Annotated in this window: 24 protein-coding genes; 15 read left to right on the top strand and 9 right to left on the bottom strand. The window is 41.5% G+C overall.

Translation table 11 applies throughout. From position 1 onward, the window contains the following. Nucleotides 1-8: 8 nt before the first annotated feature. Together CH365_RS08590 and CH365_RS08585 are read left to right on the top strand one after the other, a co-directional pair. A complete protein-coding gene (locus CH365_RS08590) occupies nt 9-611 on the top strand; it encodes an RDD family protein (protein ID WP_100768161.1) in 603 nt (200 codons plus the stop codon). A 70-nt stretch (nt 612-681) separates the two neighbouring features. After that, nucleotides 682-1,440, top strand: a complete 759-nt coding sequence (locus tag CH365_RS08585) for an amidohydrolase family protein (protein ID WP_100768160.1) — start codon at nt 682-684, stop codon at nt 1,438-1,440. 82 nt (nt 1,441-1,522) lie between these two features. Here CH365_RS08585 and CH365_RS08580 read toward each other — a convergent pair whose 3' ends face one another. Beyond that, entirely contained in the window at nt 1,523-2,338 is an 816-nt protein-coding gene (locus tag CH365_RS08580; RefSeq protein WP_100768159.1) for an SDR family NAD(P)-dependent oxidoreductase, read from the bottom strand. Nucleotides 2,339-2,453: 115 nt separating this feature from the next. Between CH365_RS08580 and CH365_RS08575 the strand changes: the two genes are divergently transcribed. The 6 genes from CH365_RS08575 to CH365_RS08550 all read left to right on the top strand — a co-directional run bounded on the left by CH365_RS08575 (nt 2,454) and on the right by CH365_RS08550 (nt 7,515). After that, complete coding sequence (locus tag CH365_RS08575; RefSeq protein WP_100768158.1) at nt 2,454-3,086, top strand: low molecular weight phosphatase family protein; 633 nt, start codon at nt 2,454-2,456, stop codon at nt 3,084-3,086. Nucleotides 3,087-3,160: 74 nt separating this feature from the next. After that, nucleotides 3,161-3,907, top strand: coding sequence for a type I methionyl aminopeptidase (gene map, locus CH365_RS08570; RefSeq protein WP_100768157.1), 747 nt, complete (start codon nt 3,161-3,163; stop codon nt 3,905-3,907). A gap of 8 nt (nt 3,908-3,915) precedes the next feature. Beyond that, nucleotides 3,916-4,446 (top strand): hypothetical protein, encoded by a 531-nt coding sequence (locus CH365_RS08565; RefSeq protein ID WP_100768156.1) that lies wholly within the window; start codon nt 3,916-3,918, stop codon nt 4,444-4,446. A 3-nt stretch (nt 4,447-4,449) separates the two neighbouring features. Next, the gene (locus CH365_RS08560) at nt 4,450-5,286 is read left to right on the top strand and encodes a bile acid:sodium symporter (RefSeq protein ID WP_100768155.1); all 837 of its coding nucleotides are present in this window, start codon (nt 4,450-4,452) and stop codon (nt 5,284-5,286) included. Then, nucleotides 5,283-6,413, top strand: a complete 1,131-nt coding sequence (locus CH365_RS08555; RefSeq protein WP_100768285.1) for a metallophosphoesterase — start codon at nt 5,283-5,285, stop codon at nt 6,411-6,413. The genes CH365_RS08560 and CH365_RS08555 overlap by 4 nt, the downstream gene beginning before the upstream one ends. 28 nt (nt 6,414-6,441) lie before the next feature. Beyond that, complete coding sequence (locus CH365_RS08550; RefSeq protein WP_100768154.1) at nt 6,442-7,515, top strand: lipoprotein LipL41; 1,074 nt, start codon at nt 6,442-6,444, stop codon at nt 7,513-7,515. Between the two features lies 1 nt (nt 7,516). Here CH365_RS08550 and ftsZ read toward each other — a convergent pair whose 3' ends face one another. Genes ftsZ through CH365_RS08535 form a run of 3 tightly spaced genes read right to left on the bottom strand, consistent with a single transcriptional unit; the run spans nt 7,517 to nt 10,690 of the window. Beyond that, nucleotides 7,517-8,704 carry a cell division protein FtsZ gene (gene ftsZ, locus CH365_RS08545; RefSeq protein ID WP_100768153.1) on the bottom strand — a complete coding sequence of 396 codons (1,188 nt, stop codon included), beginning with the start codon at nt 8,702-8,704 and terminating at the stop codon, nt 7,517-7,519. Nucleotides 8,705-8,715: 11 nt separating this feature from the next. Continuing rightward, complete coding sequence (gene ftsA / locus CH365_RS08540; RefSeq protein ID WP_100768152.1) at nt 8,716-9,942, bottom strand: cell division protein FtsA; 1,227 nt, start codon at nt 9,940-9,942, stop codon at nt 8,716-8,718. Nucleotides 9,943-9,946: 4 nt separating this feature from the next. Then, a complete protein-coding gene (locus CH365_RS08535) occupies nt 9,947-10,690 on the bottom strand; it encodes a cell division protein FtsQ/DivIB (protein WP_100768151.1) in 744 nt (247 codons plus the stop codon). 137 nt (nt 10,691-10,827) lie between these two features. Between CH365_RS08535 and CH365_RS08530 the strand changes: the two genes are divergently transcribed. The 7 genes from CH365_RS08530 (at nt 10,828) to kdsB (ending at nt 15,946) form a co-directional block, all read left to right on the top strand. Then, entirely contained in the window at nt 10,828-11,631 is an 804-nt protein-coding gene (locus tag CH365_RS08530) for an MlaD family protein (protein WP_100768150.1), read from the top strand. Between the two features lie 63 nt (nt 11,632-11,694). Beyond that, nucleotides 11,695-12,798 carry a glycosyltransferase gene (locus CH365_RS08525; RefSeq protein ID WP_165782585.1) on the top strand — a complete coding sequence of 368 codons (1,104 nt, stop codon included), beginning with the start codon at nt 11,695-11,697 and terminating at the stop codon, nt 12,796-12,798. Further along, nucleotides 12,795-13,019 (top strand): flagellar FlbD family protein, encoded by a 225-nt coding sequence (locus CH365_RS08520; RefSeq protein WP_100706477.1) that lies wholly within the window; start codon nt 12,795-12,797, stop codon nt 13,017-13,019. The genes CH365_RS08525 and CH365_RS08520 overlap by 4 nt, the downstream gene beginning before the upstream one ends. 6 nt (nt 13,020-13,025) lie before the next feature. Further along, nucleotides 13,026-13,808 (top strand): motility protein A, encoded by a 783-nt coding sequence (locus tag CH365_RS08515; RefSeq protein ID WP_100722752.1) that lies wholly within the window; start codon nt 13,026-13,028, stop codon nt 13,806-13,808. Between the two features lie 21 nt (nt 13,809-13,829). Continuing rightward, nucleotides 13,830-14,657 carry a flagellar motor protein MotB gene (motB, locus tag CH365_RS08510; RefSeq protein WP_100768148.1) on the top strand — a complete coding sequence of 276 codons (828 nt, stop codon included), beginning with the start codon at nt 13,830-13,832 and terminating at the stop codon, nt 14,655-14,657. A 21-nt stretch (nt 14,658-14,678) separates the two neighbouring features. After that, complete coding sequence (locus CH365_RS08505) at nt 14,679-15,203, top strand: flagellar basal body-associated FliL family protein (RefSeq protein ID WP_008591739.1); 525 nt, start codon at nt 14,679-14,681, stop codon at nt 15,201-15,203. Next, nucleotides 15,203-15,946, top strand: a complete 744-nt coding sequence (gene kdsB / locus CH365_RS08500) for a 3-deoxy-manno-octulosonate cytidylyltransferase (RefSeq protein ID WP_100768147.1) — start codon at nt 15,203-15,205, stop codon at nt 15,944-15,946. Before CH365_RS08505 ends, kdsB begins: the two co-directional genes overlap by 1 nt. Here the strand turns inward: kdsB and CH365_RS08495 are convergent. The 5 genes from CH365_RS08495 to CH365_RS08475 all read right to left on the bottom strand — a co-directional run bounded on the left by CH365_RS08495 (nt 15,943) and on the right by CH365_RS08475 (nt 18,864). Then, nucleotides 15,943-16,281: an STAS domain-containing protein gene (locus CH365_RS08495; protein ID WP_020769614.1), complete on the bottom strand. Its 339-nt coding sequence runs from the start codon at nt 16,279-16,281 to the stop codon at nt 15,943-15,945. The genes kdsB and CH365_RS08495 overlap by 4 nt on opposite strands. A gap of 92 nt (nt 16,282-16,373) precedes the next feature. Then, a complete protein-coding gene (locus tag CH365_RS08490; protein WP_100768284.1) occupies nt 16,374-16,586 on the bottom strand; it encodes a hypothetical protein in 213 nt (70 codons plus the stop codon). A 92-nt stretch (nt 16,587-16,678) separates the two neighbouring features. Then, nucleotides 16,679-17,092 carry a c-type cytochrome gene (locus CH365_RS08485; RefSeq protein ID WP_100768146.1) on the bottom strand — a complete coding sequence of 138 codons (414 nt, stop codon included), beginning with the start codon at nt 17,090-17,092 and terminating at the stop codon, nt 16,679-16,681. Between the two features lie 249 nt (nt 17,093-17,341). Further along, nucleotides 17,342-17,701, bottom strand: a complete 360-nt coding sequence (locus CH365_RS08480) for a Zn-ribbon domain-containing OB-fold protein (RefSeq protein ID WP_100768145.1) — start codon at nt 17,699-17,701, stop codon at nt 17,342-17,344. Then, on the bottom strand, nt 17,701-18,864 hold the full coding sequence (locus CH365_RS08475; protein WP_100768144.1) for a thiolase domain-containing protein: 1,164 nt from the start codon (nt 18,862-18,864) through the stop codon (nt 17,701-17,703). Before CH365_RS08475 ends, CH365_RS08480 begins: the two co-directional genes overlap by 1 nt. Between the last annotated feature and the right edge of the window lie 4 nt (nt 18,865-18,868).

The following is an 18,868-nucleotide window of genomic DNA, read 5'->3' as shown; positions in this document are numbered from 1 at the left end:
GTTGGCAAATGAAGCGTATATTCGAAAAAATTAATATTAAAGAAAAACATATGGCATATGCGAGTTTGAGCAGGCGAGTTTATGCTCAATTTCTGGACTTTTTGATCCTATGCCCTGTTTTGCTTCCTCAAATCATGGTTTTCTATTATCACAATAAGTTGGTATACGAGGTTTTTCCCTTCTATACTGCCTTACATTCTTTACTTTATGTGGGGTATAGATTCGTAATGCATGCGTTATTCGGTAGAACCTTGGGTAAAGCATTAGCAGGTATAATTGTGACCGATTCGGGAAAAGGGCATTTAGGATGGGTCCGGTCATTTATCAGGATTTTGCCGGAACTTGCATTATCTTTAATAACGATTATGAGCGCTGTATACGATTCCAGAATATATATGGCACACCAGACCGAGATGGAAGGTTTACCTTTGGCCGGCGTTCATAGGATCTTGAACAAATGGAACCCTTTGGATAATTTCACCTTTTGGGATTCCGTTTTGTATTATGGGATTTCAGTGCTTTATATCTTCTTTTCTCACAAAAGGACCGCTTTACACGATCTTTTTGCAGGGACCACGGTGCTTCGTTATAAAGCGGAAGAAGGCCCTTAGACGTTTCGAGGAAATAAATTTCCTAGCTACAATCTCTTGACTCATATTCTGTAAATGTTATACTACAAAGATGCGGATCTTCGATTCTCATTTTCATATCATTGATCCAAGATTTCCTTTGGTGCCTAATCATGGCTTTTTGCCGGAACCCTTTACGGTCTCGGACTATAATAAGCAAGCGGATTGGCTTAGGATCAAAGGGGGAGCAGTTGTTTCTGGTTCCTTTCAGGTTTTCGATCAAACCTATCTGTTGGATGCGCTTTCCGTATTAGGAAAAAATTATGTAGGAGTGACCCAGCTTCCTGCGAATACTAAAGATTCAGAAATTTTATCCCTTCATAATTCAGGAGTGAGGGCTGTACGATTTAATGTAAGAAGGGGAGGCTCTGAGGAAATTTCTAAGATAAAAGAAATGGGTGCCAGGGTTTATGATATAGCAGGTTGGCATGTGGAACTATATATCGATGCCAAAGAAATAGACGAATTTTTAGAAGAAGTATTATTCTCCCTACCCAAAGTTTCCATAGACCATTTAGGATTATCTAAAGAAGGATTTTCTACCGTTTTAAGATTGGTAGAAAAAGGGGTTAGAGTAAAGGCCACAGGATTCGGTAGGACCAATATGGATATAAGGTCCGCTTTAGTTGAAATTGCAGAGATCAATCCGGACGCTTTGATGTTTGGCACGGATCTTCCTTCTACCCGTTCTCCTGCTCCCTTTACGGAAGAAGATCTGCATTTAGTGACGGATACGTTCGAAGGTGAGTTATTGCAAAAAGTCTTATATTCGAATGCTCTTGAATTTTATGGTGTGAACGTAAAAGTATAAGAGCCTGTCCCGCAAGGCCCAGCCTCTTGAAGCCGGTGACTTGGTCTTGATCGATAGCTTATATTTTGGGACGGACTATAATTTATTCTTTTTTGAAGATCCGATCCGCTAACCTTTTTACGATCCAAGAAGGAAATATTTTCGTAGAATAGTAATGTGCCTTATTCATAAATCCTGGAACGGATCTTTTGGCCTCGTTCTGGATCGCTTTGAATGCAACCTTAGCCACATCTTTAGGATCCATTGCAATAGAATAGGCGAGATTTCCTAACGATCCTTTCTTGTTTTCTTTATGGATCCCAGCGACAGAAAGAAAATTTGTCTTAGTTGTTCCTGGATATAAGACTCCAAGTTTGACTCCGTACGGAGCGAGTTCTGCGCCCAATGCTTCAGAGAAACTAACTACATAGGCTTTACTTGCCGCGTAAGCTGCCATATAAGAGAGAGGCTGCAAAGAAGCGGTGGATGCAACATTCAATATAAAACCATTCTTACTCTCTATCATTCTTTTGGAAAATTCGTTAGAGAGTCTCGTAACCGCATTCATATTGAGTAGAAGCATTGAGTCCACTTTTTCCGGAGCAAGTTCCCAGGATTTCCCCCAAAGTCCGAAACCAGCATTATTCACTAGGATATTTACTTCTAAGTTTAGTTTGGAGATCCATTTTAGGATTTTAGGAATACTTTCGGTTTGAGCTAGATCCACTTCTAAGGTTTCTAATATTCCGGAAGAGTTTAATTCTTTGCATTCTTTATGAAGAAGTTTTAATTCTTCCTTGGAAATACTGACTACTAATACTTGATAACCTTGTTTGTATAATAAGATAGAAAGTTCTTTGCCTATCCCGGAAGATCCTCCGGTTATGAGCACCGTTTTTAAAGCATTCTTCGTTTTCATTTAGCTTCCTTTTCGATTTCGCAATAGATCTCTGAAGATCTGAAATCTGTCAAAGCCTTTCAAAATCCGAAAAATCTAGCTTGCTCCATAGAATAAGGAACTTAAAGTTTTAGGGATGTCTCCTTTATTCCAACCTTTAAAAACGTATTTGGATTCAAAACTTTCTTTGGTCGATAAGATCTCTAAGGAAAGAAAGGCGGTGCTTTCTTCCTTCGCGGATTTTGTCCTTCAATCTTTTGAGGCTAAACAAAAAGCAAATTTAGTTTTTATATGCACTCATAATTCGAGAAGAAGCCAGATCGCTCAGGCATTCGCTGCAAGTATTCCTCATTATTTTGATTTTCCTGGGATTAAATCTTTTTCCGGAGGAACAACTATCACTGAGTTACATCCGAATGCAGTGAACGCTTTGGAGAATTGTGGATTTCGTTTGGAAAACCAAGGGCCACCTCGTAATCCTAAATATTCAATTTGGTGGGCGGATGGAGCTCCTGCTTTGATAGCCTATTCTAAAAAATTCCAAGATGCACCGAATCCTGTCTCTGAGTTCATTGCGGTTTTAGTTTGTTCTCAGGCAGACGAGTCCTGTCCTTATGTTCCTGGAGCAGAAGCAAGGATTTCTTTACCTTTCGAAGATCCTAAGTCAGCAGATGATTCCGAAAATCCTTTGGAGAAATATTTGCAAACCTGCGATCAGATTGCTTCTGAACTTCTTTATACATTCCGGGAAGTAAAACAGAAACTTTGAGATTCTTTCAGTTCTTGTTGGAATTCCTACATTTATCGTTTGCCACCTAATTTCTCTCTGTAGAATTAATATTTATGACGGTTCGTAATCAAGAAGATCTGAAAGCATTACAAAGAATCGGCAAGATCACTGCCGAAACCTTGGTGAAGATGAGAGAGGCTGCTAAACCTGGGATCAGCACCAAAGAACTGGATCGTATCGCTCATTCTTATTTTTCGAAATTCGGGGCGAGAAGCGCTCCTCAACTCATGTATAAATTTCCCGGATTCACTTGTATTAGTTTGAATACCGAGATCGCTCACGGAATTCCAAACGATCGTATTTTGAAAGAAGGGGACCTTCTGAATCTGGATGTTTCTTTAGAGTTAAACGGATATTTTGCGGATACCGGTTTTACTCTAATCGTTGGAAAAGACGATAAAGGTTTACGTAAACTTTTAGATGTGTCCTCCGAAGCGTTGAAACTTGCTCTTTCTGGAGTGAGAACGGGACAAAAACTGAATTCAATCGGTAGAACGATAGAAAATACTGCAAAGAAGAATGGATACAAAGTGATCCGTACCTTATGTGGGCATGGCGTAGGAAAATCACTCCATGAAGAACCATTCAATATTTGTAATTATTACGAACCAAGAGACAAACGAATTTTGAAATCGGGACAGGTAATTGCAGTGGAAACTTTTGTTTCGACCGGGGCAGAAGACTTTGTAGAAGAATCGGACGGATGGACTTTGAAAACTCCGGATGGTTCTTTTACCGCTCAATTTGAACATTCAGTTGTTGTCACAGAACTTGGACCGATTATTTTAACAGCGGCATAAAAACGAAGATGATCACTATAATTTTAAATATACTTCCTATCCTGATTTTCATTCTGGTATTTACTCTTTCTCTTTGGGATAGAAAACAGAAGGAAACTTTTTCCAAGAAAAATTTCGGTTCTTTTTTTCCTGCTATCTTATCAGGGGAATTAAAATCGGATTTAAACGCTGCTTCTTCTCAGTTTGGAAAAGCTGGATATGCCGTTCAGAAAGAAGGAGATAAACTTCTTTTTCAAAACGCATCTCAATTGGCAAAACATAGGAATTGGTTATGGTCCTTCGGTTATGCTAAGAGAACAGAAAGTGGATCCATTCAGTATAAATTGTTCATCAATTTAGGTTCCGTTCTTACCGTTCCTGCTGCTTTATTTGTGGTAGTGTTCTATGGAATGCTGGTGCAGAATAATATTCCCAAAGAGCAGGTTTCTATAGCTCCTTACTTTTTCTTAGGATTCGCTTTTTTCTTCGCTATCTCCAGTTTTATCTCGCAAACGATTAAAGAGAGAAGTTTTCTTAAGAAAAGTCTTTCTCAAAATTAGAAAATGTTAATACGGACAGTACTCATTCTTCTCTCGCTTTCCTCCATGTACGGTTTGGGATTGAGGATAGAAAAAAAAGAGTTGGGTTCTTGGTCCAAATTTGTTCCGATCTTAGTTTTTGCATTCTTTTGGAATTTCGGGATACTTCCAGTTTCCGTATTTTTTACGGGAAAATTTTTGGAAATACCTGAACTTGCATTTGCTGCGATTTTTCTTTGTGCTGCTTCTCCGGGAGGAGCTTCCGGCGGATTGTTCGTATTAAGAGCAAAAGGAAATCCAGCACTAGGCGGAATGTTAATCGCATTATTGAACGGTGCGAATACCATTTTAACCCCGTTGATCTTTTCCATTTACCAAGGTGGTTCCGGTTTTAATTTCGATCTTTTCTTAAAACTTTTTTTGATCGGAACTTTTTTGCAAGGTCTGCCATTGTTGTTGGGACTTTTAAGCAAATACTTCTTCCCTAAATTTTTTGACCCGATTGCTCCTTGGGTAGAAAGATTCAGCACTTTCTGTCTAGTATTATCAATCTTACTTTTGATCTTTCAATACGGAGAATTTGCACTAAGTTTAGGTTGGATTGTTTGGATAGGTGCTGCTGTGGCGGTAGGACTTTCTCTTCTTCCCGGGATCTTTCTGTTCAACTCCACACAAGAAGTTAGAGCTTCCTTGTCTATGGTTTCCGGGATCAGAAGCTTGTCCTTGGCTCTACTTCTTGCGGAACTTCATATCAAACAAAGTGAGACATTGCTTACCGTTCTTATGTACGGAGTCGTAATGTATTTGTTGAGTGCTATTGCTGCAGAATTTTGGAATGGAAAGAAGAAGATCCAAATATGAATTTTTATTTTAATGCTTATTCTAAATCCAATTTTATAATAGATGTTCTGGTAATTATTACTTTTACCTTGTTTCTCTTTGTATTCTTATTGGATAAGAGGAAATTTATCTTTTCTAAAGAATGGAATCTTTCCTTTTATAGAAGAATTCTAATTCTTACTTTAATTTATTTGGTTCTTGCAGCTACTATACCTTTCTTTTTAGATGTAAGTTCTTTTATTCGTGTTAGGATCGCTTGGACTGTTCTAACAATCGCGCTTCCGATATTGGGATTGATTCATTTTCTATTTTCTAAGAGGGTCTCATTCTTATTCGTTTCGATCTTCTTGGTTTGTATCAAATTTTACTCTGAAGTTTGGGAACCGAATTTTTTGGATGTGGAACATATCCAAATCCGATCCGAGAAAATACTTTCGCCCATCAAGATCGTACATATTTCCGATCTGCAAACAGATGATATTAGAGATTTACATTTAGAAGTTAGAGAAGAAGCGAATCGTTTTCAGCCGGATCTGATCTTATTTACCGGAGACGTGATGAATCATGTCTCCCTATATCCGATCGTAACTTCTTATTTGAAAGAATTTAAGAGTAATAACGGATTCTTTTTTGTTACAGGCGATGTGGATCATATCTTGCGTTATACTGATTTTTCTTCTAAGACTGGATCCCTTCTTTGGGATCGAAAATCTAAGGTCATTCAGATCGGAAAAAATAAGATAGGTTTGATCGGATTAGGTTTGCCTGATTATAGGAACAAAACTTTGATTTGGAGTTTGAGAAGGGAGATTCCTGAGGATATTTATTCCATCCTGATTAGTCATTATCCGGATTCCGTTTTGAACCAACCGAATGAAAAAGTGGATCTGATTTTAGCGGGACACACTCATGGGGGGCAGGTCCAGATTCCGTTTTTCGGTCCCATCTTAACTCTTTCTCGGGTCCCTCGTTATATTGCTGCCGGGGGATTGAATGCTTACGATAATACTGATATTATAGTGAGTAGAGGTTTAGGGGCAGAAGGTCATGTGGCGCCAAGAATTCGATTTGGTGCAAGACCTCATTTGATTTTGTTGGAGCTTCTACCTGCGAATCCTACAAAAGAAACCGTGAAAAACGGGATCTAAAATTTACTCGAAAAGGGTCTGATCCGATATGCGGTTCACGTTAGTCTTTCTATTCTGTTTACTTGCAGTTTTTATAACCTGCCAATCCGTAACCGTAGAATATCCTATGTATCCTCCTACAAAAGAGGGAAGAGACTTAAAACAATTCTTAAACGGGGTAAAAAACGTCGCGTTTGTGTTAGAGCCTATGAACTCCGAAATTTGGGCCCATGAAAGTAATCGTTCCTTCGTATTAATGGTTCCCGGAAAAATATACGAAAGTTTATCCAACGATTCTTATTTCAAAATTTTGGATCTAAAAGATAGAGAGGACGTTTTGGAAGGAAAAGAAATTTCTTTAGAAGGAATTCAAAAGAACAGAAAGAGAATCGGAGAAGTATTGGATGCGGATGCCGTTTTATATGTTTCCGTCAAACAACCTGAGTCCCAGTGTTATGTGGAAAGAAAGATGGACTATCTTGCTCTTGGGATGGCAGTTCTTAGAGTAGCTGCCGCAGGAAAAGATAGGGACAGGCAATTGAGTAGAGCTGCAGCTTCTTTAATAAACGATCCAATTGTAAAACCTACAGGGGTTCGGAAAGTTTATATTCCTATAGAAGCAAATCTGATCCGGGTCGATTCAGGGGAAATACTAAAGGTTGTAATCAGTAAACCTTCTATCATATATAACGGAGTAGGGGACGTTAGTTGTCCTAGTATGCTTCCTTCTCTTTCTGCCGCTTTGGACCAATCTATTTCGGAAATACAAACTAGACTTTCTCCTAAGGTAGAATCGGAAGATATTTCTATCTTTATAGAAGATGAAAATCCGGAAGTAGAAGCACTTCTATTGGAAGGATATGAAGAAATTACTGGAGAAAATCCAAATTTCCAAAGAGCTAAGATTGCTTGGGAAAAAGCTGACCTAAAGGCAAAAGGAAAATCTTGGGCAGCTAAGGCAAATTTAGCTACATACTATTTTTCCGAAGGGGATTACCAAAAGGCGATTCAATTTTACGATGAGGCAATCCGTTTGGGTGGCCCGGAAGATGATTACCTAAAAGAACTGAAAGAATTAATGGCACCTCCTCCGATTGAAGAAGAGGCAACCGAAGAAAAGTAAATTACCCTCTTCCTTTTTCTCCTCTTCTTAAGAAAGCGGGAATATCATAATCCTCTTTCATATTTCCGGAAGGGTTTTTGGACTTGAGAGCTCTATATGCTTCCGGGTCATTGCTAATCCTTTCAGGTTCCGTTTTGAAAGTCTGACGAGACTCTTCCATTTCAGGAAGTCCTACAACTTTTCTTTGAGGTTGGGATTGTAGCTTAGGAACAGATCCAATACCGGCCGCTCTTTTATTGAATCCTGTCGCTATTACAGTGATACGAATTCTTTTTTCCAGATCTGAATCTTCAGTTAAACCAATGATGATATTTGCGTTAGGATCCACTTGAGAAGTGATGATCTGAGATACTTCATTCCAATCCGAAATAGTAAGATCAGTTCCTCCAGTGACATTAATCAAAAGAGAAGTTGCCCCCGCGATAGAGCGAGAATCTAATAGAGCGTTATCGATTGCGAAGTTCACTGCTTCGGAAACTTTATTTTCTCCATAACCTTCTCCTACTCCCATGACTGCGTCACCCGTATCTCTCATGATCGCTTTGACATCCGCAAAGTCTACATTGATGATTCCAGGATTATTAACGATATCACTGATCCCTCTCACTGCGTTCAAAAGAATATCATCTATCACTCTAAATGCTTGGTCGATCGGAGTATTTCTTTCTACAACTTGGAAGATGGATTCATTATTAACTAAAATTAATGTATCTACATAAGAGCGAAGTTGTTCCACACCTCTTTTGGCGAGTTCCATTCTTCTTTTTCCTTCGAAAGAAAAAGGAATAGTAACAACTCCTACGACTAGACATTTCTGTTCTTTTGCGATTTTTGCTACGATAGGAGCTGCACCTGTTCCAGTTCCGCCTCCCATCCCCGCAGTTACAAAAACCATATCCGCACCTTGGATCACAGATGCGATTTTTTCTCTGTCTTCTTCTGCGGCTCTTGCGCCTAACTCAGGATCTCCTCCTGCGCCCATTCCTCTTGTAGTCTTGGAACCTAATGCGATCTTACTTTCTATCTCGGAACGTTTTAATACCTGTTCGTCGGTATTCATGATAACGTATTCTACACCTTTCAGGCTGGAATTCGCCATTCTAGCGACTGCGTTCATTCCGCCGCCGCCTATTCCTAAAACTTTAATAATTGCAGGGTTTGATCTTTCTTCTTCTTCGAAACGTAACATATATCACTCCCTTAGAGGTTTTCCTCTATCCATCTTCGAATTTTTTTGCCCCAAGTTTCGCTTCTATCCTGGGATTTTCTTTCCATGTCCCCTAATCTGGAGGCGTATTTGATAAGTCCGACTGCGGTAGCAAATTCAGGAGAAGATACTCTATCCGCAAGACCGGAAAGTCCCGCAGGTCTGGCGCGAGTTACCGTTAGACGAAATACGTCCTCTGCCAGACTTTCTATTCCTTCTAAAAGACTTCCTCCTCCTGTGAGGATGACTCCTCCAGCCAAGAAGGATTTTTTTCCGGACTTAACTAGTTCAGCATCTACCATCTCGAAAATTTCTCTCATTCGAGGTTCTATTACGTGGACTAGTTCTTCTCTTAGAACTGTTCTCGCAGGTCTTCCGCTGATGGGAGGGATCTCTACAGTTTCAGTCGGATCTATTTCTTCTAAAGAACAATGACCGTATCTTTTTTTAACAAGTTCTGCAGTCTCGATCGTGGTTTTTAAACCGATGGAAAGATCGGAAGTAACATTATATCCGCCGAATGGGATCACGGAAGAATAAGCGATCCCTCCGTCCACATAAACAATCAGATCGCAGATGCCAGCACCAATATCCAATACAGCGGTGCCGAGATCTTTTTCGCCAGAAGTTAAAACCGCATCGGAAGAAGCTAAACTAGAAAGAACTCTTGTCTCTTCTGCCAAGCCGGCTGCTTCAATACATTTTTCTAAATTATGAAGTGCTGTTAGGCCTGCTGTGACTATATGAACTTCTGCTTCTAAACGAACTCCGGTCATTCCGATCGGGTCTTTGATAGAAGTTTGATCGTCTACGGAAAATTCTTTGGAAAGGACATGTAAAATTTCTTGGTCTGCGGGGACTCGAACTGCTTGTGCAGCTTCTATCACTCGGACTATATCCGGTTCTGTTACTACTCTGTCTCTATTAGTGATTGCAACCACTCCCTTGGAGTTGTCCGCATGAACAGATTTGCCGGTAACATTCACCACAACATAACCGATCTCTTGTCCACACATGAGTTCTGCTTCACTCACTGCTTCTATGATGGAACGAGTCGTTGCTTCTATATTGATGATGGAGCCGTTTTTGATCCCGGAAGAAGGGAACATTCCTGTTCCGATAATTTCAGTTTCGTATTCGGAGATAGGACGCCCTACCACCACTTTAGTAAGTGCTGATCCCAGATCCAAAGAGACTATGATTCTTTCAGAAGATTCCATATTCTTAATGGTAGACCGCGTCTTCTCCTCGTATGTCCACGAGTTTGGGGCGGACTTTTTCTTTTTCAAGATATGCTAATACAGCGTATAATTTTCTGACCTGTTCCGTTTGGAATAAGGTCCCAACTTGCACACGAACGGAAAGTGGGGTGTCTGCGTAGACAAAAACTTCTCCATCTTCATGTAAGGAGACTTCGGAGATTCGGGTCTTCAATGCCGGATAAGAACGAAATGCATTCTCTACAGAAGTATGAAGATCTTTGAATGCAGCGCCGACTACTTCTCCTTTTTCTCTTGGGAATGTTCCGGAAAGAACGGTGAGTCCTTGGCTTCGAACATCGTCCATGGAAAGTATCTTAAGCTCGGAATCTATTTCGAAAAGATGGCCGTCCGAGTTCACTAGATAGTTCGGTTTTCTTTCGGTGATCTCCACCAGCAATTGGTCGTCCGTTTTTTTTTCCAAGTGAGCGGATTTGATCCTGGGGTGTGAGGTTAGTCGGTGTTCCATTTGGCCGAGGTCGTAATTTTCGAAAGAGGTTCCCGGTTGGATACCCATGATCTGAACTATTTCTTCCGTTCTAAGAGTTTCGTGTCCTGTCAGTATGAGTTTATTCAACTCCTGGGGAAGGGTTCCCCTCCTAAATCCCCAGCCTAGAGTACTCGCCAATAGAAAGAGGAAGGCCAGAAGCCACCAACTCGTTCTTTTTTGAACGGATTCTTTCAAAAAGTCAATTATATTATGTCTCATAGCTGTTTGGAGAGGGTTTTTTCTTCCTTTCCCTTAGAATTATCGGGAAATTCTCCAAAATTTCGCCCATCTATTTTTGATTTGTTTAGGATTTAGTTGATACAAATGGAAAGCCGAAGTTTCTAATAGAAGAAAGTATGAAATTTCCGATCCCTTCTCCCATTCATCTAGGTTTCGTTTTCTTTTGTGCTTTTTTTGTACTCTTATACCAATCCGTGATCGAAAGATCCGGTTCCCAAGAAGATTATCCTTATACTTTAAAAATTTATTATCCAAAGTCCCAAGGTATTCGCCCAGGAACTCCAGTTAGTATTTTAGGATTGGAGAGAGGGATTGTACGAGATGTGGACGTGGTTGGAATTGAAGAAGTTCCCGACAAAAGATTTTTGGATAAGAACAGGACCAAGGCTGTAGAGATCACGATCCGACTAGCGGAACCTATTACATTGTATTCAAACTATGATATCAGTTTTAGGACCGCTACAGTTCTTTCCGGACGTACGATAGACATCAATCCAGGAAACGCGGAAGGAGATTCCAAGCAGACCTTCTTCAAGCCTACTTATAAAGAAGAAGAGGATTTTCGTCCTGACTTTGCTCCTTCTGCCAGATACTATGACGACTTTTTTGCGGCCTCCACGGGTGTGATCCGGGAGAATAAAGAAGACATCAATTTATTGTTCGGAAATTTGGAAGAGATCTCTTATAAACTCAAGAGTAGTAACGGTTCAATTCCGAGATTTATTAATGATTCGGATGCTTACGATAATTTGGCTGAGACATTGACCGATATGAGAATTTTGGGAGACGACGCTCGAAGATATGTTGAAGGATATCGCAAGATAGAAAGAAGCGCTCCTATCCCTTTCTCCATCAATCTATATCGTAGGACCACTATTATCGGTGGTATTTCCAGCGATTTCTATTTGAACAAACTATAACTCCTCTCGGAGCACCTCGAAAAGGCGGGGACAAACTAAGCTACCCTGCCGATCCTAGTATCTATGAAAGTCGCAGTGATTCATGATTGGCTGAATGGAATGAGGGGAGGAGAGATCGTACTCGATTCCATCCTAAAAGTATTTCCGGATGCAGATCTATTTACCCTTTTTTATGAAAAAGGAAAGTTAAACGAAAGAATAGAAAATAGAAAGATCATAACTGCGTTCACAGATAAACTTCCTTTCAAATCCAAATACCGCTGGTATCTTCCGATATTCCCGACTGCGATCGAGTCCTTGGATCTAAGAGGATATGATCTGATCGTATCTTCTTCTCATTGTGTTGCAAAAGGTGTGATCCCTGATCCGGATGCGATCCATATCAGTTATGTACATTCTCCTATGAGATATGTTTGGGATCTGTATTATGATTATTTTCCTGCGAGAAGCGGTTTGAAGTTTTTCGCATTCCAGCTTGTTTCTAATTATCTTCGTAACTGGGATTCGGTTTCTTCCAACAGAGTGGATTCTTTCTTATGTAACTCGGAGTTTGTTGCAAGAAGGATCCAAAAATTTTATAGAAGGGATTCCAAAGTAGTATATCCTCCTTGTCTGCCTAAAGGGTTCAAGGTCCAAGCGGGGAAGAAGGAAAACTTCGATCTGATCGTTTCCGCATTCGCTCCTTATAAGCGGATCGACTTGGCGATAGAAGCGTATAGAAAGAATGGAAGGCCTCTTAAAATTTTAGGAAGCGGCCAAGAATATAAGAAACTTGTAAAAGATCTTCCGCCTAATGTGGAGATCTTACCTCATAGGCCAAGAAATGAAGTGCAAGAGTATATGGCCAAGGCAAAGACATTCATTTTTCCCGGAATGGAAGATTTCGGGATCGCACCTGTCGAGGCCCAAGGGTATTGTACACCTGTTCTGGCATATGGAAAGGGTGGGGCCCTGGAAACTGTGGTCTCTGGAAAGACCGGGCTCTTCTTCAAAGAGCAAACAGTAGAGGCATTGAACTCCGCCCTAGCGGAATCCGATCGAAAAGAATGGAAATCTAAGGACTTTCAGGCCTCGGTAAACCGTTTTACAGAGGAAAAATTCATCATCCAAATCCAAAAGGCGGTCGAGACTATAAACAAGAACTCTGGAAAAAGGAGGGGCGTTTGATTACTTTGCATCGATTAAAAGGAAATGAATTCGTTCTAAACGCCTCTCATATAGAATGTATCGAAGCCAATCCGGATACTACGATCACTTTGTCTAATGATAGAAAATATGTGGTCCAAGAAAGTATACCCGAAGTGATCGAAAAAATTTTGGAGTTCAAAAAACGAGTGCTGGTGTTTCCTTTGGGTTCCGCGCCGGATCAATTTAAGAGGGCAGATTAAACTACAATGGATATAGCAACAATCATAGGCTTCGGCTCTGCAGTCGTAGTATTCGCTTTCGGGATCCTTTCCGCCGGTCTGAATCCGATCGATATCGTGGACGTACCTTCCGTATTGATCACATTCGGAGGAGCTACTGCTTGTACTGTGATGGCGGTCCCTTGGCAGAATACCTTGGAATTAGGCAAGGTAACTCGTAAGGCTTTTAGAGAAGAAAAAAGTGACCTCATCGGACTTATTAAAACATTAGTTTCCTTCTCCGAGAAAGCAAGGAGAGAAGGTCTACTCGCGTTAGAAGACGACGTGAACGAACTTCCGGAAGAATTTTTAAGAAAGGGAATTACCCTGGTTGTGGACGGAACCGACCCGGAGCTTGTTCGGAATATTATGGAAACCGAAATGAGCAATATTGCTTCTAGACACGGTGCCGGAAAAGCTTGGTGGGAAAACTGGGGAGCACTTGCTCCTGCATTCGGAATGATCGGAACTCTAATCGGACTGGTTCAGATGTTAAAGAACCTTGGATCCGGAGACGCGAGTGCGATCGGAACAGGAATGGCGGCCGCGTTGATTACCACATTGTACGGATCTATGGGAGCAAACATGATTGCGATCCCGATCATGAAAAAACTCATGCGTAAATCCGAAGACGAACTATTGGTAAGACAGATCATGATCGAAGGTACACTTTCCATTCAATCTGGAGACAACCCTCGTATCGTGAAGGACAAGCTCGCAAGTTATCTGCCACCTGGCGAACGCGGCGTATTAAAAGACGAAAACGATTAAGATTTATTTCGGTAGAAGAATATGGCAAAACAGAAATGTCCAGAGTGTATCCAGAATATTCCAGAGTACATGCTTACTTATGGAGACATGGTTACACTTCTTCTTTGCTTCTTCATTATGTTATACCGTACAGGTAAAACGAATGCGATAGAAATGCAGATCATTCTATCCGCGTTTAAAACCACTACAGGATTTTTTGACGGCGGCCAAACTCTTTCCAAAGGAAAATTGGAAGAGATGGGAATGAATATAGAAAGTCTTCCTTCTATGACTACAGGAAAGGCACTTTCTAAATCCAAAAAAACCGCTACAGAATTATTCAAACCTGAGATAGAAGCAGGAAAAGTGCGAGTAACGGAAGACGAAAGAGGTCTTGTAATCAGCTTAGTGGGAGCCGATTATTTTAATCCTGGCTCCGCAATTTTACAGGAACCGATCAAGGGCACATTAAAAAAGGCTAGCGGACTTATAAAAGGATTGGAAAGATTCGTAAGGGTAGAAGGTCACTGCGATGCCGATGCAGTACTTCCCGGCGCCAATCCAAACAGGGAAGAAAGAACTTATTTGAATAACTGGGACCTAGCAGGAGCAAGAGCGATCAACTCTACGGATTATATCGTTGGAGTCGGAAAGTTAGATCCTAGTTGGTTCCAAGCGGTGAGTTTTGGATCCTATAGACCTTTGGTTGTGGAGAACTTAGGAACTCCGGAAGCAAAAGCATTCAATAGAAGAATTGATATCGTAATTTTAACGGAAAAATCCACCAAACGAAGCGAATACGAATCCAACTTCGGCTTACCTAAGAGCCGAGTTCCAGGATCCGAATCTTCCACCGAAAGTGGATTATAGAAGAGTAAAAGGAGAATACCCATGGGCGATCCCGAAATAGACGAGGAAGAAGGCGGTTTACCCGCGGCGGATGCCGGCGCCGGCTCGTCTCCGCTCATCAAATGGCTGATCTATATTGCCGGTGCTGTATTCGGAATTATCATAGTTGTACTTGTTTCCATGTTTGTTGCGAAACAAGCGGCGACTAGCACTTTCCGCGAAATGAAAAACGTAGCTTTGGTAAAACCTCCTCCGCCACTCATGACCTTTCAATTCCAGGAAGAGTTCAGGATTAATACTGCGGATAAAGGTGAGACTCACTTCGTGAAGATGAAATTATCTTTCGGAGTGGCAAGAGACGACGCTAAGATCACTGCGGAACTTGCGGAAAGGATCGCTCAGATGAGAGACTTGGTAAACCTAATTATAGGAAGAAAGACCAAGGACGATCTAATCGATGTAGAAGATCAATTGGATTTGAGAGAAGAAATTAAGGCTCAGATCAATCATATCCTCTCCGACGGAAAGATCCAAGAAGTTTACTTCACAGAATTTATCGTCAACTAATGACAAAACCGAAAATCCTAGGGGTCATACCCGCAAGATACGGAAGTTCCCGATTTCCTGGCAAACCATTGGCCATGATCGGGAATCTTCCTATGATCGCCTGGACATATAAGAATTCTCTAAAGTCCTCTCTACTCCACGAAGTGGTCGTTGCTACCGACGACGAAAGGATCCTAAAAATCGTTTCAGATAACGGTGGTAAGGCGGTAATGACTTCTCCGGATCATCCTTCCGGAACGGATAGGATCCGAGAAGTTGCACTCAAATATCCTGACTCTGGAATTATAATCAATATCCAAGGTGACGAACCTGGAATAGAATCCGAGCTCATTGACGGAGTGGCAAAACTCAAACTGGAAAGACCGGATTGGGCGATGAGCACCGCTGCAGTTCGATTGGAAGAAAAAGAAATTTCAGATCCTAACAGGGTCAAAGTGGTCTTGGACAAAAACGGAAAGGCACTCTACTTCTCCCGTTCCGCCATCCCTAGCCAATTCAAAAAAACGGTCCCAGCTTATAGACATCTGGGGATCTACGGATACGATCGAGACTTCTTACTTGGATATCCTGATCTTCCCCCAAGCGTGTTAGAAGAATCAGAGTCTCTCGAACAATTGAGGGCAATGGAAGCCGGACATTCGATTGGAGTATTTATAGCAAGTCGCGCGGCACTGAGTGTGGATACACCCGAAGATCTGGAATTAGTTGTGGAAGATTTTAAGAAGAAGGGACTAATCCCTTAACTGAGAGCTTCTTGCAGAGTGTTATGGATTAAGACGAAATCCGTAAGACCAACGATATCCATTACTTTTCTGAAATGATCGTTTAGACCCGCAAATTCAATTTTGGAAGAAGATTCACTTGCTTTGGTAATCAAACTGATCAATGTAGCAAGCCCCGCCGAATTGATGTAAGACGTTCCGTGGAAATTCAAAATGACCCTGGTTCTTCGTTGTTCGGGAATGGATTGGTATTTCCCTAAAATTTCGTCATCCGCTTCGGAGGTAATTTCTCCAGAGATATGGATCACCGGAACATTCGGTTCAAGATCCACGTTTATTTTGAATTCGTCAGACATCTGCCTTATTTAGCACAAAAGACCTTCCCTCCTGAAGACAGTCAATCCCGTTTCCTTGGGAAAACCGCTCATCCGGGGGGAACTCCCTCCGATTAAACGTGGTGCTCTAGCTCCTCTGGAGAAAGTCTGTCGAAAACCTGGCCGCATCGGGAACATTGAAAGGAAACGGTAGTAGGTTTGGAAGAGATCCCGAAAAGGATCAAAAACCAGGCCCAATTACCGTAAGTTTTCACCTCTCTGGAAAGAGGGGATTTTCTGTCCGTTCCGCAACTATCGCAATGTGGTAAAGAAGGGGATTGGCTCACAAAGCTAGGTTGAAATGGGGGTGGAAAACTTCCAGAAGAAAAGTGAGAAAAAATCAAGAAGGGAGCCCTCTCGGACTCCCGAAGAATTGGAATTAATTTTGGTTTAAGTAGATTACGTACTTAGCAATTTTTTTAAGTTTTTCGTCGCCTAAGAACTTGTAGGAAGTCATCACAGGATTGCTTGGAATTCCGTTATTCAAAGTTTTCAAAACCCCTGCTTCCGTAGGACCATTTTTCCACTCGTTTGCAGGTGCTTTGTAATTTCTAGGTTTTGGATTCAAGCTAGCCGCAGCCGCTCCGTCTCCAGCACCACTATCTCCGTGACATGCGTTACAGCCGTTTTCAAGAAAAAGTTTCTTACCTTCTTCTACTTCCGGACTTAAAGTTGCTGCGCTTGCTACAGGTGCAGCTTCTTCTTTCGGTTTTTCTTTATCTCCGCAGTTCAATAGAAAGGTGAGGGAGAGAATGGAAACAAAAAGGGAAATCAGGATTGCCCGAGTTTTCATGGATTACTCCTTTATATTGGTTCCAACTTTCTCATTCAGAAAGAGAAAGCAAAGAACTTTTTGTCACGGTATTGTCGGGCGAAAATTCGCAAATAATTTCGAGTAAAGTGGAGAAGGTCCGAAAATTGATTTTTGTCAAACCATCCGGAGATGATTCTTAATATCGATTTCTAAGAATGGAAAAGAATCGGATTTATTGGTTTTTCATAAAACAAAGCGGGGGTTGTCCCTCCCCGCTTCTTTTTTAGATCAAGCGGGTTTAAAAATAAATCCCGTCGAAGTTTCTGTCCTATCGAAAAGAACAGGCATATCGATCGCAATAGATTCAGTGACCGGTTTACCTTGGTATTCTCCTTCGATTATACTCATGGTTTTGGCACCTTCTTCTAATTCGACAACTGCCAGAACGTAAGGCGCTTTTGGAGCCAAATGTCCGAAGCCGACATGAACCACTGTGTAAGTGTAAACTTTTCCTTTACCTGAAAAAGTTTTAACTTCCACTTCTTCCGAACCGCAGTTTGTGCAGGAGACCACAGGATCAGTTGCCTCGAATCCGCAGGATTTACATTTTTTTCCGGTTAAAGAATGAGCTTCCATAATCTCCGCCATTATTCTCCCCTCTGCAGAATATGCACTATACTAACGGCACCAGGGCCGCCTAAAACATGAGTCAAAGCGGTACGAGCGTTTGCAACCTGACGTTTTTCAGATTGGTCTCTGAGTTGGAAAGTCATCTCCACAACCTGACCTACACCGGTAGCTCCTACTGGATGACCTTTTGCTTTTAAACCGCCTGAAGTATTTACAGGAAGTTTTCCGCCCAATCTAGTATGACCGTCTTTGGTAAATTGGCCACCTTTTCCTTTTTCCACAAAGCCAAGATCTTCAATATTGATGATCTCTGTGATCGTGAAACAATCATGACATTCTAAAACGTCGATGTCCTTTCTTTCCACGCCGGCCATTTTAAATGCTTCAGTGGCGGCTTGTACGGAAGCGGGGAAGCTAACTGAATCTTTTTTAAGAGCCACGTTGAAGTAATCCCCGCCGATTCCGGAACCTTTTACTACTACATAGTCCTTACGAATGGATTTTGCTTTTTCTTTCGTTGTGATCACAACTGCCGCAGAAGCATCGGTAACCAAAGAAACATCATGAAACCCGAATGGAGTGGTTACCATTCTCGCCCTCATAATATTATTGAAGGAGATTTCCTTTTGTTTATGCGCGAATGGGTTTAGGCTGCCATGGAAATAGTTTTTTTCCGCAACGGTTGCCAACATTTCCTTAGTGGTTCCGAACTCATGCATATGACGGATTGCGTTTAACGCAAAACCGGAAGGGCCGGAGATACAATAACCACCTTCTACATCTTGGTCTTGCCCCCTTGCTACGATCTCCATCGTAGTTTCCGGATCTAAACCGTTCATTTTTTCTACGCCCAGAACTAAAACAGTATCATATAGTCCGGATGCAACTGCAAGCATACCTTGTCTCATTGCAATTCCTCCGGAAGCGCAAGCCCCTTCGGTGCGAATTGCAGGACGATCACCTAATCCAAGTAAGTTGGCTGCATAAGAACCCATGGTGTTTTGAGCGTTAAACTCGTTCCCAGCATAGTTTCCCACATAGACAGCTTGGATTTCCTTTCTGTCTATACCAGAATCCTTAATTGCCCCATTGCCAGCTTCTGTGACTAAATCTCTAAGAGTTCTGTCTTTATGATTACCATGGACCGTTTCGTAGGCCCCGATGATTGCTACTTCTCTCATGATC

It is taken from the genome of Leptospira neocaledonica (assembly GCF_002812205.1).
GTDB lineage: Bacteria > Spirochaetota > Leptospiria > Leptospirales > Leptospiraceae > Leptospira_B > Leptospira_B neocaledonica.
The sequence above is the reverse complement of the archived record's forward strand: the minus strand, read 5'-3'. Positions and strand labels throughout refer to the sequence as shown.

Bases quoted from the DNA above. Each gene is read 5' to 3' on its own strand.
- CH365_RS08590 (WP_100768161.1), top strand. From the start codon at position 9: ATGAAGCGTATATTCGAAAAAATTAATATTAAAGAAAAACATATGGCA.
- CH365_RS08585 (WP_100768160.1), top strand. From the start codon at position 682: ATGCGGATCTTCGATTCTCATTTTCATATCATTGATCCAAGATTTCCT.
- CH365_RS08580 (WP_100768159.1), bottom strand. From the start codon at position 2,338: ATGAAAACGAAGAATGCTTTAAAAACGGTGCTCATAACCGGAGGATCT.
- CH365_RS08575 (WP_100768158.1), top strand. From the start codon at position 2,454: ATGTCTCCTTTATTCCAACCTTTAAAAACGTATTTGGATTCAAAACTT.
- map (WP_100768157.1), top strand. From the start codon at position 3,161: ATGACGGTTCGTAATCAAGAAGATCTGAAAGCATTACAAAGAATCGGC.
- CH365_RS08565 (WP_100768156.1), top strand. From the start codon at position 3,916: ATGATCACTATAATTTTAAATATACTTCCTATCCTGATTTTCATTCTG.
- CH365_RS08560 (WP_100768155.1), top strand. From the start codon at position 4,450: ATGTTAATACGGACAGTACTCATTCTTCTCTCGCTTTCCTCCATGTAC.
- CH365_RS08555 (WP_100768285.1), top strand. From the start codon at position 5,283: ATGAATTTTTATTTTAATGCTTATTCTAAATCCAATTTTATAATAGAT.
- CH365_RS08550 (WP_100768154.1), top strand. From the start codon at position 6,442: ATGCGGTTCACGTTAGTCTTTCTATTCTGTTTACTTGCAGTTTTTATA.
- ftsZ (WP_100768153.1), bottom strand. From the start codon at position 8,704: ATGTTACGTTTCGAAGAAGAAGAAAGATCAAACCCTGCAATTATTAAA.
- ftsA (WP_100768152.1), bottom strand. From the start codon at position 9,942: ATGGAATCTTCTGAAAGAATCATAGTCTCTTTGGATCTGGGATCAGCA.
- CH365_RS08535 (WP_100768151.1), bottom strand. From the start codon at position 10,690: ATGAGACATAATATAATTGACTTTTTGAAAGAATCCGTTCAAAAAAGA.
- CH365_RS08530 (WP_100768150.1), top strand. From the start codon at position 10,828: ATGAAATTTCCGATCCCTTCTCCCATTCATCTAGGTTTCGTTTTCTTT.
- CH365_RS08525 (WP_165782585.1), top strand. From the start codon at position 11,695: ATGAAAGTCGCAGTGATTCATGATTGGCTGAATGGAATGAGGGGAGGA.
- CH365_RS08515 (WP_100722752.1), top strand. From the start codon at position 13,026: ATGGATATAGCAACAATCATAGGCTTCGGCTCTGCAGTCGTAGTATTC.
- motB (WP_100768148.1), top strand. From the start codon at position 13,830: ATGGCAAAACAGAAATGTCCAGAGTGTATCCAGAATATTCCAGAGTAC.
- CH365_RS08505 (WP_008591739.1), top strand. From the start codon at position 14,679: ATGGGCGATCCCGAAATAGACGAGGAAGAAGGCGGTTTACCCGCGGCG.
- kdsB (WP_100768147.1), top strand. From the start codon at position 15,203: ATGACAAAACCGAAAATCCTAGGGGTCATACCCGCAAGATACGGAAGT.
- CH365_RS08495 (WP_020769614.1), bottom strand. From the start codon at position 16,281: ATGTCTGACGAATTCAAAATAAACGTGGATCTTGAACCGAATGTTCCG.
- CH365_RS08485 (WP_100768146.1), bottom strand. From the start codon at position 17,092: ATGAAAACTCGGGCAATCCTGATTTCCCTTTTTGTTTCCATTCTCTCC.
- CH365_RS08480 (WP_100768145.1), bottom strand. From the start codon at position 17,701: ATGGCGGAGATTATGGAAGCTCATTCTTTAACCGGAAAAAAATGTAAA.
- CH365_RS08475 (WP_100768144.1), bottom strand. From the start codon at position 18,864: ATGAGAGAAGTAGCAATCATCGGGGCCTACGAAACGGTCCATGGTAAT.